Origin of the sequence: Mesorhizobium sp. B2-1-3A (genome assembly GCF_006442655.1) — a bacterium.
In the GTDB taxonomy this organism is placed as follows: domain Bacteria; phylum Pseudomonadota; class Alphaproteobacteria; order Rhizobiales; family Rhizobiaceae; genus Mesorhizobium.
Genome location: NZ_VFWK01000002.1, coordinates 305,042 through 317,732, shown reverse-complemented (window position 1 = coordinate 317,732; position 12,691 = coordinate 305,042). Strand labels below are relative to the sequence as shown.

Below are 12,691 nucleotides of genomic sequence, written 5' to 3'. Positions count from 1 at the left end.
CTGCGCATGATCGGCCAGGCAGTGCTGGCGATTGGATGCACCGATTTCGTTATTCGGAACAATCGAACGCGAAAGGCTTCCGGCATGTGCTGCCGGTGAATCCGGGCCGGAGGCCCGGATTCGGTATGAGGATCAGGAAAGTCTGGATTGCACCTGAACCCGGGCTGGTCACTTGCCCGGGCTGGTCATTTGATCGCGTCCCAGCTCTTCTGGATGTCGGCGGCCACGTCCTGGGCGGATTTGCCACCGACCAGATCGATCATGCCGGTCCAGAATGAGCCGGCGCCGATCTTGCCGGGCATCAGGTCGGAACCGTCGAAGCGAACCGTCGTCGCTCCGACCAGGATCTCGCCCTGCTTTTTCAGCGCATCGCTGCCATAGGCGTCCTTGTTGGCACCCTTGAAGGGCGTGACGAAGCTCTTCTGCGCCATCCACAATTCATGCGCGAGCGGCATTTCGAGGAACTTGATGAACTCGCGCGATGCCTTGGAATCCTTGGTGATCATGACCAATGTTCCGGCCACTTCCAGCGGCGTGCCGAGTTCCGGCTTGGAGGCGTAAGGCGGATAGTTGAAGAAATCCGCATCCTGGCCGAGCTTCACGCCCTCCGGGAAGAAGGAGGGGATGAACGATGCCTGATGGTGCATGTAGCACTTAGGCGGCACGGTGAAGAGGCCCTTCGGGCTGTCGCGGAAGTCGGTCGCCGCCACTGCCTTGGCGCCGCCATCCACCATCTTGTCGTCGGTGGCGATCTTGCCGAAGATGTCGATGGCGTTGACCACCGCCGGATCGGTGAACGGGATCTCGTTCTTGACCCACTTGTCGTAGACTTCCGGCGGTTGCGTCCTGAGCATGATGTCCTCGACCCAGTCGGTCGCCGGCCATCCGGTCGCACCGCCCGAGCCAAGCCCGATGCACCAGGGCTTGCCGCCGTCGGCGATGATCTTCTTTTCGAGCTCGGCCAGTTCCTCTTGCGTCTTCGGTACCTTGTAGCCGGCTTCGTCGAAATTGTCGGGCGAGTACCAGACCAGCCCCTTCACGTCGATCTTGTAGGGAAAGGCATAGAAGCCCGGCTTGCCGTCCTTGCCATTATACGTGCCGAGCTTGGCCCAGGAGTCGCCGGCGGCATAGTTCTCCTTGATCCAGGCAGCGACGTCGTCGCCCAGCGGGGTCAGGACGCCCTTGGAAGCAAGATCCTGGATCAGGCCCGGCTGTGGCAGGATGGCGATGTTTGGCGGACTGCCGGCCTGGGTGTCGATGACGATCTGCTGCTCATAGTTCTCGGAAGAGGAGTACTTCACCTCGGCGCCGGTCGCTTCGGCGAAATAATCGAGCACCGAACGGGCAAGCGCCTCGTCCTCGCCGCGCCACGGCCCGAAGATGGTCAGGGTCTCGCCCTTGAGATCGACTTTCTTCAGGTCTTCGTAATTTGCCCAGTTGAAACGCTTGTCATCGCCCGGCTTGAACTTCAGCTCGGCATGCGCGGGCGCGTTCAGGGCGAGCGTGGCAAACGCAGCACCCAGCAAAAGCATTTTCTTCATCGGTATTCCCTCCCAGTGGGTCACACACACCGGACGGAACCTCCATTCCGCCCGCCGACGCCGCAGGACTGTGACTCAGTCGCAAGGGAACCGCAACCTTTCGAAGAGTCTTCCAAAGCGCTTTGGCTTTCCTGATCTCGCCACTGAATCGACCGGAAGTCAAGAGGTTCGGTTAGCTAATCGATTTAATCTCGCCGATTCTGGCATCAAAAAGTGCACCGCAGCATGCTTTTTGGCAGCGCAACAGCAATTTTCTGTTTCAAACCGATCCCGACCCCGCTTATGGTTGTGTCGATACCCTGGCGGCCTTGTGGCACTTGGGTCGATTCAATTTAAAAGCGCTTTGAGGGAATGGAGGCCGTTGTGAACCTCAAGCAGCTCGCGCATATGCTGGCGCTTTCGCAGACCACGGTAAGCCGGGCGCTGAATGGCTACCCGGAGGTCAACGAGGAAACGCGCAGGCGCGTGATGGACGCCGCCAAGCGCCATGGCTACCGCCCCAATCCGAGCGCGCGCCGGCTGGCGACCGGCAAGTCCGGCATGATCGGTTATGTCCTGCCGACGGGTGCGGCCGTCGACATCGATCCGCATTTCGTCGAATTCCTGTCCGGCCTCGGCGACTATGCCCGCTCGCATGAGCTTGATCTTGTGCTGTCGCCGGCCGATGCCGACGACCAGGAGACCACTTACCGGCGCATCGTCGCCAACCGGCAGGTCGATGCCGTCTACATCTCGTCGCCAAGGCCGCAGGACAGCCGGGTGGCGCTGGTCAGCACGCTCGGCATCCCTTATCTGGTCCACGGCCGCAGCGAAGGCCTCGATTTCGACTATCCCTATCTCGACATCGATAATGAGGGTGCCTTCCACGAGGCGGCGCGGTTGCTGGTCCAGCTTGGCCACCGGCGGCTGGCGCTGATCAATGGCGACGACCGCGAAACCTTTGCCATCCATCGCGAACGCGGCGTGCGCCGGGCGCTCGCCGCGAGCGGACTGACCCTCGGCGAGCGCCACGTCTGCTCGGTGGCCATGACCGAAGAAAACGGCTATCGCGCCACCAGGCGATTGCTTGAGGCGAGCGACGCGCCGACGGCGATCGCTTGCTCAAGCCTGATCATGGCGCTGGGCGTCGTGCGCGCGGTGCGTGACCTCGGCCTCACTATTCCCGGCGATGTCTCGCTGATCGCCCATGACGACGTTTTCCCCTGGCTGAAGCCGGAAAACTTTTCCGTACCGTTATCGACGACGCGCTCATCCATCCGTCTCGCCGGCGAGCGCGTCGCCGAGCGGCTGGCGGCACGGATATCGGGCCTGGAAGAAGGCGCCCGCGGCGAGGTCTGGCCGGTCGATCTGGTGGTGCGGGGCTCGGTCGCCGGTGCGCCGGCGTAGGAGACAGACCCAATCACCCTGCGGAGCCGGCCCCTTGCGGACCTTGCCGGACGATCGATTGCCGTGTCGTGGGATAACGGTCCGCCTGCGTCTGCTCTTGATTTGGCTTTTGGAGGGTGGCAACCAGTAAGCCGGAGCCATCGATCATTCCTCCCAGGATGCGCCACTTGCCCATATTCCCGTTCTCCGAAGCGGATCCAATCCGACATGCCGGTCCGCCGCCGAAGACTTCGGAGGTGGTCATTGTGGGCGGCGGTATCATTGGCGTGACGACCGCTCTTTTCCTTGCGCAGCGCAACATTCCGGTGACGCTGCTGGAAAAAGGACGCGTAGCGGCCGAGCAGTCCTCCCGAAATTGGGGCTGGATTCGAAAGCAGGGGCGAGACGCGGATGAACTGCCGATTGTTATCGAGGCGTCTCGCCTATGGCGGCAGCTGGCTGAGGAATGCGGCGAAGACATCGGTCTGAACCAGACAGGTGTGACCTACCTGGCAAGCTCGGACAAGAAAATGGCCGGCTTCGAAAAATTCATGAAGATCGCCGCGATCCATGAACTCGACACTCGCCTCCTGGACGCGGACGAAACCGCAAAACTCATCAAGGGCATGTCGCGCAGGTTCAAGGGTGCGATGACGACGCCCTCCGACATGCGTGCGGAGCCTTGGTTGGCGGTGCCCGCGCTTGCGCGGCTTGCCGCCCGAAAAGGTGCCAGGATCGTAGAGAATTGCGCCGTGCGGACCCTCGAAATCTCGGCGGGCAGGATCAAGGGCGTGTGGACCGAGGCGGGGTACATCGAGACCTCCAGCGTCCTGGTCGCGGGCGGCGCCTGGTCATCCCTGCTCCTGGCAAGACACGGCGTGTCCGTCCCTCAGCTCAGCGTCAGGGTAACCGTGGCCGCGACGGAACCCCTGCCCGAAATCTATTCCGGTGCGGCGGCCGACGACCACATCGCGTTCAGGCGCAGACAGGATGGCGGATACACGCTCGCCCCGGGAGGCAGCAATTTGCTTTACGTCGGGCCCGACGCGTTCCGGCACGCCACCAAGTATCTTCCAGCCCTGATGGCCAACCCGTTCGGGACACGTTACTTTCCGTTCGCTCCGTCAGGCTACCCCGACAGCTGGTCAACGCCGCGCGACTGGGCACCGGATTCCCGCAGCCCCTTCGAAAGGATGCGGGTGCTCAACCCAGCCGCCGAACGCTCCGGCCTCCGTTCGATAGAACGCAATTTCAAACACCTTTTTCCACAGTTCGAAACGCTTCGCCTAAAGGCGGGCTGGGCAGGCATGATCGACGCCATGCCCGATGTCGTTCCTGTCGTGGATCGCGTGGAGGCGGTCGGCGGTCTTTTCGTCGCCACCGGCATGAGTGGTCACGGGTTTGGTATCGGGCCAGGAATTGGTCGCGTCGTTTCCGACATGATACAGGGAAACGAGACTGGGCATGATCTCAGCCGCTTCCGGCTGTCGCGCTTCTATGATGGAAGCGCCGTTCGATTGGGCCCATCTCTATAGCGGATCGCGCCAAGCATGGTCCATCGCCATGCCGGTGGGCGACGGTGGTCCATTCATCGCGGCCGTTGCGGATAGCCAGGTGTCGGTGCCCAGGCTCATTGCCTCGCCGCTTCGGCCGCCTTGATGTCCAGTAGTCCGTAGCCGAAGTCGTTGTCGCGCCCCTTGGGGCCGAGATCCTTCGCTGTCGCCGCCAGTGCTTTCTCGATGTCGTCGGCCGAGCGGCCCGGCGCGGCATGGAGGAGATTGGCGATGGCGCCGCTCACGATCGCCGCGGCGAACGAGGTGCCGGTGACCACGTCCGAGCCGGCGCCGCTTGGCGCCACCATCTCGACGCCGGGCGCCGAAATGAAGACGTAGGCGCCGCGATTGGCCTGCGGCATCAGAGCGTCCTTGGCGTCGGTCGCGGTCACCGCGATGACGCCGTCGAAGGCGGCCGGATAGCCATAGGGCGCCTTCGGCCCGTTATTGCCGGCAGCGGCGACCAGCACCATGCCGAGCGCCCGTGCATTGCGGCAGGCGGCGCCGAGCAGGTCGTTCTTCGGCCCGACGAAGCTCATATTGATGATGCTGACATTCTGCTCGGCCGCCCAGTCGAGTGCCGACAGGATGACGTCCATGGTCGACTTGCCGCCTTCGAAGGCGCGGGCATGGTAGATCCTGGCGCCCGGCGCCATGCCTTCCAGCGCGCCGACGCCGGCGATCAGGCCGTCGATCGAAGTGCCATGGTCGCGCTTTTCGATCGGCACGTCGGGCATGGCGTCGAACTGACCGGCGATGACGCCGGCCAGCGCCGGATTGGTGTCGTCGATGCCGGTGTCGATGACGGCAACACGAACGTTTTCGCCGCTGGCCTGTTTGGCATCGAGCGCGATGCGGTCGAAGGCATAGTTGACGATGCCGGCCGCCTGCTGCAGCGAGTAGATGTGGTTGGGCTCGCGGCGCTGCGTGCGGCCGTCGGCGGCAAGCTGCGCCAGTACGACACCGACAGGGCGGCCGTCGGGAATGCCGAAACGCACCAGCGTGGTGCCGAGCAGCCGCGACTGGCGCTGCGAACGAACCTGAAGGCCGAAAGAGGCGGCGATCTGCTGCACGGCGCCGGCATCGCCGTCGACGGTCACCAGCACCTCGTCGGGCACGAAATCGCCCATCACCGCGCGCGGCGGCTGAACGGCGATGAGATCGGTGGGCGAGACGATCGGGCCCCCGGCCGAGGTTCCCGGTTGCGTATCGGCGGGGGCGGCCGGCGGCGTGCCCGGATCCTGGCGCGGTGCGGGTGTCGGCACGGGGACCGGAGTTTCGGCGGGATTGGGAAAGAGGTCGACGATCAGGGCCGGAAGAAAGACGGCGCCGGGCCGCGATGCCCCTGAACCGTCCTTTTCGTTGTCCTTGGCGCAGTCGGCTCCTGCCGCATTGGTGCCGTTGCGGCAGTCGATCTTCGTCTGGTCGCCAGTAGTGCCGTTGGTCTGTGCCGATGCAGGCACGGCGGCGATTGTCATCGCCGCCGCAAGGACCACCGCAAATCGAACGACCGCCTCAGCCGCCATCAGCCGGTTTCCTTCCCTCGATCACAGTCTCGGTGAACGGCTGGGCAGCAATAAGGCCGAGCTGCTTGGTGTAGTCGGCTGCGTTGGCCGCGGGAATGCCGAGCCGGAACACGCCATCGGCGGTCGGTCCGCCAATGACCTTCAACCCGCTGCTGCCGAGGAAGCCCGAAATATCGGACATCTTCGCATCAGGCTTGAACTTGACCAGCGCGAACGGCATTTTCGCCAGATCGTCTTCGGCGCCGGCGATCTCGAAGTCCTTGCCCTTGCCGCCGGGCTGCACCAGCGACTGCACCGCGATCAGTGCCAGCAGGACCGCGGCCGTGGCCCAGGCGACACCGGCCGGCACCGCCATGAACCGCCCCCAGGCCTGCGCCAGCCAGGAGGAGCCCCCCGGTGCCCGTGCCGGCCCCGCTTCGGCATCGAGTGCCCTGGCGAAGCGGCTGAGCGCATCGGCCGGCGGACGGATCGCCTCATTGGCGGCCGATATGCCGGAGAATTCGGCCTCGGCCTCGCCAAGGGCAGCCATTGCGGCCGGATCCGTCGCCAGCCATTCTTCGACGGCTTCCAACTCCGAGCCTTCCAGCGAGCCGTTCAGGTAGAACGGCAGCAGCGTTTCCATTTCGTCGCGGCGCGACATTTTTTCAGCGGCGCTCATGGCCACCCCCTGTCGTAACCGGCGGCCTTGAGGGCCTCTCCGAGTTTCTTGCGGGCGTAGAACATCCGGGTCTTGACGGTCGCGACCGGGATGCCGAGCACCTCGCCGATCTCGGTCACCGACTGTCCGTGATAATAGGCAAGGTCGATCACCGTGCGGTGCTCTTCGGGCAAGGCATCGACAAAGCGGCGCAAGGCGGCGGCCTTGTCCTCTTTCATCGTGACGACCTCCGGCGTGTCGGCGCCGTCGGGCACCGCGGCGGCAGCCTCGTCGTCGATCCAGTCTTCCTTCCTCTTGCGCAGCAGGGACAGCGCCTTGAACCGGGCGATGCCGAGCAGCCATGTCGAGACTTCGGAGCGTCCCTCGAAACCTGGCGCCTGGCGCCACAATTCGAGGAAGACTTCGTTCGCGATATCGTCAGCCATCATTTCCGATCCCGTCTGGCGCGCCACGAAGCGGTAGACCCGCGCGTGGTGACGCATGAACAGGAGCCGCACGGCGGCACGATCACCCTTCGCGACACGGTCGACAAGCGCGCGATCGGTATCCGTCGCTGCCGTCATGGCCGGTCGAGCCGCCTGGCTCCTGCCTGCTCTGTCGCTGATCGGTCCAAAAAGGTTCATCCTCCGCCAAGGAATTCGCGGAGGCTAACCGAAGAAAGGGGAGGTTGCCAGTAGGGGCGCCTCTTCCTTCCCCCCTTGTGGGGGAAGGTGGATCGGCGCGCAGCGCCGAGACGGATGAGGGGTGGGTGACGGAGTGCCGTCGTCGCCAGGCTGGAGCAGCCTCATCCGACCTCGCTTCGCGAGGCCACCTTCTCCCACAAGGGGAGAAGGGAAAGTTGCGCTCACCCCAGAAACGTCTTCGCCTTCATCGTCGCCGGCACCGGCACGCCGAGCCGGCTCAACACGGTCGGCGCCAGCTGCAACTGGTCGAGCAGCGTGTCGCCCTCGGGGCCTTTCGCCGGACCGAAATAATACAGCGCGAAATCCTGCATTTCGTCGTCATGGCCGCCATGGTGGCCACGGTCGGTCTGGCCGTGGTCGGCGGTGACCATGACCTCGTAACCTGCTTCGATCCAGCTCGGCAGGAAGGCTGCCAGCATGCCGTCCATCGCATAGACGGCATGGTCCATCTCGTGGCAGTCGTGGCCGAAGCGATGGCCCATCGAGTCCAGCGTGCATGTGTGCAGGATGCCGTAGTCGATGCCGTGGCGTTTCGTCAGCATGGTCAGCGTCGCGAACAGGTCGACGTCGCTCGGTGTCATCTGGTTACGGGCATTGTAGCCGGTCATGGTGTGGAACCGGCCATGCGTGATCGGACCACCAGGCTCGTCATATTCCATGTCCTCGACCAGGTCGAACGGATAGGACCGGAAGAATTCGGACCAGTAGGAATGCGTCACCGCGCCTGTCTTGCCGCCGGCCTTGCTGACTTCCGAGAAGATGTCTGGCTGCGCGACCCGGAAGCGGTTTTCGTTGGAAAGAATGCCATGCACCTGCGGCGACACGCCGGTGTGGATGGAGGCATAGCAGCAGGCCGAGGTCGACGGCAGCACCGAACGCATCTTCCAGACCCGTGCCTCGCCCGATTGCACCCAGCCCTCGAGATTGCCCATCAGCCGGCGCCAGTTCCTGTAGGGAACACCATCGAGGATGATCAGCAGAAGCTTGGATTTGAGCGCCATGGGCAGCTCCATGATGTCTAGCAGTTGAAACGGGAACGCCGTGTGCCGTTTCGGGCACACGGCGTTCTTACACGTGAATCAGACAGGCAGGGTTCGACTAAGCGTTGAGCCAGCACTCGCCGAGTGCGTAGCCGTCCATCATTTCGCCGATAGGGCTCTTGGCAAAGCCGCTGATCTTGTTGGTGGCGGCGGCATCGATGAATTGGTTGAAGAACGGCACGATCAGGCCACCCTCGTCGCGCATCAGCACCGCCATGTCGTGGTAGATCGCCTTGCGCTTGGCCTGGTCGAGTTCGCCGCGCGCCGCAAACAGCATCTTGTCGAATTCCGGCCGCTTGAAGCGCGTGTCGTTCCAGTCGGCGGTCGAAACGTAGCCGGTGGAATACATCTGGTCCTGCGTGGCGCGCCCACCCCAGTAGGAGAGCGAGAAGGGCTGCTTGTTCCAGACCTCCGACCAGTAGCCGTCGCCCGGCTCGCGCTTGATCTCGATCTTGATGCCGGCCTTGGCGGCGCTCTGCTGGTAAAGCTGGGCCGCGTCAACGGCGCCGGGGAAGGCGACGTCGGAGGTGCGCAGCAGGATGGAGCCGCTGTGGCCCGACTTCTTATAGAGCGCCGCCGCCTTTTCCGGATCGAACTTGCGCTGCTCGATGTCAGTGGAAAACAGCGGGTAGGCCTCGTTGATCGGGAAGTCATTGCCGACCGAGCCGTAGCCGCGCAGGATCTTTTCCAGCAATTCGTCGCGGTCCATGGCGAGCTTGAGCGCCATGCGAAGGTCATTGTTGTCGAACGGCGCCGTGTCGCAGAACATGTTGAACGGATAGTAGCCCTTGCCCGACACGTTCTCGATGGTGACGCCCGGGATGCGCTTGACCAGGTCGACGACCTTTGGCTCGACGCGGTTGATCATGTGCACCTGGCCGCCCTGCAGCGCGGCCAGCCGCGCCGTGGCGTCATTGATGACGACGATCTCGATCTGGTCGGCATGGCCCAGCTTGTCGCCTTGCCAGTAGTTGGCGAAACGCTCGCCGCCATGGCGCACGCCGGGCTGGTTGACTGTGACCTTGTAGGGGCCGGCGCTGATGCCGGCATTCGGATTGTCCTTGCCGCCATTCGGCTGGATGACGAGATGGTAGTCGGCCATGAGGTAGGGGAAGTCGGCGTCCGCATCGCCGAGCGTGACGATGACTTCCTTGCCGCTTGCCTTGACGCCCTTGATGTTCTTGAGGATGCCGAGCGCGCCGGATTTGGACTTCTCGTCGGCATGGCGCTCGATCGTGGCGGCGATGTCTTCCGCCGCCACCGTCTTGCCATTGTGGAACTCGATGCCGTCACGCACCTTGATCGTCCAGGTCTTGGCGTCCTTGGAAGCGCCGATCTCCTGCGCGATCATGTTGGTCAGGCTGTTGTCGGGCATCAGCCGGACCAGATATTCGCCCCACTGCTTGCCGAAGCTGTAGGTGACCTGGCTGAGGTTCAGCGCCGGATCGAGGCTGTTGGTCGATTCGCCGCCCTGCAGGCCGGCCTTGAGGATGCCACCCTTGACCGGCGTCTGTGCGAAGGCTTTCCCGGCCAGCGTCGTTGCCAGCGCCGCCGACACACCCAGCGCCGCGGTGCGGCCAAGGAAGTCGCGACGTGATATCCGGCCCTGGCCGGCGAGCTCAGCGAGATGGTCGAGTTCAGTCTTCATGTCCTACCCCTTGTTGAAAATAACGTCACACCAGCGGCGCCCGTCCGGAAGGACCTGTGGCGCCCTAGTGTTGCATGCTGATGACGATGGTCGCTCCCCGGCCAGCCGCTTCAGTCCATCCCTTTGCTTCAGCGCAATTCCGACCGGAAACCCGCTCGCCTTCCCGAATTGCTCAGTTCCCCGCGCTGGCCATGCGCCGCCCCTTGATGGCCTTTTCCAGCCAGCCGATCTCCATTTCCGGAACCGACGACAAGAGAAGGTCCGTATAGGCATCGAAGGGCGGCGTGAGAACCTTGCTCTTCGAGCCGTAGCGCACCACTTCGCCGCGATACATCACCGCGATCGAATCGGCGATCGACTTCACCGTCGCCAGGTCGTGGGTGATGAAGAGATAGGCGACCTTTTCGTGCTCCTGCAGGTTCAGCAGCAGCTTGAGGATGCCGTTGGCCACCAGCGGGTCGAGCGCCGAAGTGACCTCGTCGCAGATGATCAGCTTCGGCTTGGCGGCAAGCGAGCGCGCGATGCAGACGCGCTGCTTCTGGCCGCCCGAAAGCTCGGCCGGATAGCGGTCGAGGAAACCCTTGCCCATCTCGATCTCGTCGAGCAGTTCGGCAACGCGCTTGTCGCGTTCGCGGCCGCGCATGCCGAAATAGAATTCGAGCGGGCGGCCGATGATGGTGCCGACGGTCTGGCGCGGGTTCATCGCCACGTCGGCCATCTGGTAGATCATCTGCAACTGGCGCAGATCCTCCTTCGGCCGGTCGGCAAGCCGGTTGGCCAGGGGCCGTCCGTCGAAGGTGACGTTGCCCTGCTCGGGCGGCAGAAGTCCGGTGATGGCGCGCGCCAGCGTCGACTTGCCGGAGCCGGATTCGCCGACCACGGCCAGTGTCTGGCCGGGGTAGATATCGACCGAGACGTTCTTCAGCACCTTGACCTGGCCGCCGCCATAGGCCGCGGTGACGTTCTTCACCGAGAGGAACGGTGTCGCGCCGGGCTTCTGTTCGGAATGTTCTATCTCATGCACCGAGACCAGCGCGTTGGTGTATTCCTGGCGCGGCTCCTTGATGATCTGCCTTGTGCCGCCCCATTCGACCAGCCGGCCATGGCGCAGCACCATGATCTCGTCCGACACCTGGGCGACCACGGCAAGGTCGTGGGTGATGTACAAAGCCGCGACATGGGTGTCGCGGATGGCGTCCTTGATCGCCGCCAGAACGTCGATCTGCGTCGTCACGTCGAGCGCTGTCGTCGGCTCGTCGAAGACGATCAGGTCCGGTTCCGAGCACAGCGCCATTGCCGTCATCACGCGCTGCAGCTGGCCGCCCGAGACCTGGTGCGGAAAGCGTTCGCCGATGGTTTCGGGGTTTGGCAGGCTGAGCTTCTTGAACAGTGCCACAGCGCGCTTTTCCGCCTCGGCGCGTGTCGCTGTGCCGTGCAGCAGCGTGGCTTCCACCACCTGGTCCATCAGCCGGTGCGCCGGATTGAAGGCGGCGGCCGCTGATTGCGCGACATAGCAGACCTCGCGGCCGCGCAGCTTGCGGAAGCCTTCCTTGCCGCCCTTCAGGATGTCGCGGCCATTGAGGATCACCTCGCCGCCGGTGATCCGCACGCCGCCGCGGCCATAGCCCATGGAAGACAGGCCGATGGTCGACTTGCCGGCGCCGGATTCGCCGATCAGGCCCAGCACCTTGCCCTTTTCCAGTGTCAGCGAGACATCGTGCACCAGCACGATGTTCTTTGGCGCCTCTCCGGGCGGGTACACCGTGGCCTCGATGCGCAGGTTCCTGATATCGAGCAGCACGCCTGGCTTGGGTTGTCCGGGTTTCGCTTTGCTGTCGGCCATCACCCGCGTCCTCCCTTCAGGCTTGTCGTGCGGTTGAGGATCCAGTCGGCGACAAGGTTGACCGAAATGGCGAGCGCCGCGATCGCTCCCGCCGGGATGAGCGCGGCGGCAATGCCGAAGACGATGCCGTCCTTGTTCTCCTTGACCATGCCGCCCCAGTCGGCGTCCGGCGGCTGCACGCCAAGGCCGAGGAAGGACAGCGTCGACAGGAACAGCACCGCGTAGATGAAGCGCAGCCCGAGTTCCGAAACCAGCGGCGACAGCGCATTGGGCAGGATTTCGCGGAAGATGATCCAGGCACTGCCTTCGCCGCGCAGTTTTGCCGCCTCGACATAGTCCATGACGTTGATGTCGACGGCGACAGCGCGCGACAGGCGGTAGACGCGTGTCGAGTCGAGGATGCCCATGACCAGGATCAGCGTCACCAGGTTCGTCGGCAGCACGGAGAGCACGACCAGGCCCATGATCAGCGTCGGGATCGACATCAAAAGGTCGACCAGACGCGACAGGATCGTGTCGAACCAGCCGCCGAACACCGCCGCCGAGAAACCGAGTATGGCGCCGAGCGAGAAGGACAGCGCGGTGGCCAGCACGGCGATGAACAGGGTGATGCGCGCGCCGTAGATCATGCGCGACAAGAGATCGCGGCCGAGATTGTCGGTACCCAGCCAATGCGTTGCCGACATCGGCTCCCAGACGTCGCCGACGATCTCGGCATTGCCGTGCGGGGCGATCAACGGTGCGAAGACCGCCGCCAGCACGAACAGGGCGGTCAGCACCAGGCCGATCAGGGCGGGGATGGGGATGCGTTTTATATCGAGCATGCCCGCCCCC

At 64.0% G+C, this 12,691-nt stretch carries 10 protein-coding genes; 2 read left to right on the top strand and 8 right to left on the bottom strand.

Annotated features, from left to right (window positions below):
* Window positions 1–185: 185 nt before the first annotated feature.
* A complete protein-coding gene (locus FJ977_RS08035) occupies window positions 186–1,541 on the bottom strand; it encodes an ABC transporter substrate-binding protein (RefSeq protein WP_140770215.1) in 1,356 nt (451 codons plus the stop codon).
* 363 nt (window positions 1,542–1,904) lie between these two features.
* Here FJ977_RS08035 and FJ977_RS08030 point away from each other — a divergent pair, with 363 nt between their 5' ends.
* Window positions 1,905–2,927: a substrate-binding domain-containing protein gene (locus FJ977_RS08030; RefSeq protein WP_140770213.1), complete on the top strand. Its 1,023-nt coding sequence runs from the start codon at window positions 1,905–1,907 to the stop codon at window positions 2,925–2,927.
* 167 nt (window positions 2,928–3,094) lie between these two features.
* Window positions 3,095–4,441 (top strand): FAD-binding oxidoreductase, encoded by a 1,347-nt coding sequence (locus FJ977_RS08025; protein WP_140770211.1) that lies wholly within the window; start codon window positions 3,095–3,097, stop codon window positions 4,439–4,441.
* 95 nt (window positions 4,442–4,536) lie between these two features.
* On the opposite strand, the gene FJ977_RS08020 is transcribed toward FJ977_RS08025, so the two are convergent.
* The 7 genes from FJ977_RS08020 to FJ977_RS07990 all read right to left on the bottom strand — a co-directional run bounded on the left by FJ977_RS08020 (window position 4,537) and on the right by FJ977_RS07990 (window position 12,681).
* A complete protein-coding gene (locus tag FJ977_RS08020) occupies window positions 4,537–5,985 on the bottom strand; it encodes a S8 family serine peptidase (RefSeq protein ID WP_140770209.1) in 1,449 nt (482 codons plus the stop codon).
* Window positions 5,975–6,643 carry an anti-sigma factor gene (locus FJ977_RS08015; RefSeq protein ID WP_140770207.1) on the bottom strand — a complete coding sequence of 223 codons (669 nt, stop codon included), beginning with the start codon at window positions 6,641–6,643 and terminating at the stop codon, window positions 5,975–5,977. The genes FJ977_RS08020 and FJ977_RS08015 overlap by 11 nt, the downstream gene beginning before the upstream one ends.
* The gene (locus FJ977_RS08010) at window positions 6,640–7,206 is read right to left on the bottom strand and encodes a sigma-70 family RNA polymerase sigma factor (protein ID WP_140770205.1); all 567 of its coding nucleotides are present in this window, start codon (window positions 7,204–7,206) and stop codon (window positions 6,640–6,642) included. Before FJ977_RS08010 ends, FJ977_RS08015 begins: the two co-directional genes overlap by 4 nt.
* 281 nt (window positions 7,207–7,487) lie before the next feature.
* Window positions 7,488–8,327: an alkaline phosphatase family protein gene (locus FJ977_RS08005; protein ID WP_140770203.1), complete on the bottom strand. Its 840-nt coding sequence runs from the start codon at window positions 8,325–8,327 to the stop codon at window positions 7,488–7,490.
* Between the two features lie 97 nt (window positions 8,328–8,424).
* A complete protein-coding gene (locus tag FJ977_RS08000) occupies window positions 8,425–10,014 on the bottom strand; it encodes an ABC transporter substrate-binding protein (protein ID WP_140770201.1) in 1,590 nt (529 codons plus the stop codon).
* Window positions 10,015–10,186: 172 nt separating this feature from the next.
* The gene (locus FJ977_RS07995; RefSeq protein WP_140770199.1) at window positions 10,187–11,857 is read right to left on the bottom strand and encodes an ABC transporter ATP-binding protein; all 1,671 of its coding nucleotides are present in this window, start codon (window positions 11,855–11,857) and stop codon (window positions 10,187–10,189) included.
* Window positions 11,857–12,681 (bottom strand): ABC transporter permease, encoded by an 825-nt coding sequence (locus FJ977_RS07990; protein ID WP_056569126.1) that lies wholly within the window; start codon window positions 12,679–12,681, stop codon window positions 11,857–11,859. Before FJ977_RS07990 ends, FJ977_RS07995 begins: the two co-directional genes overlap by 1 nt.
* Window positions 12,682–12,691 lie beyond the last annotated feature (10 nt).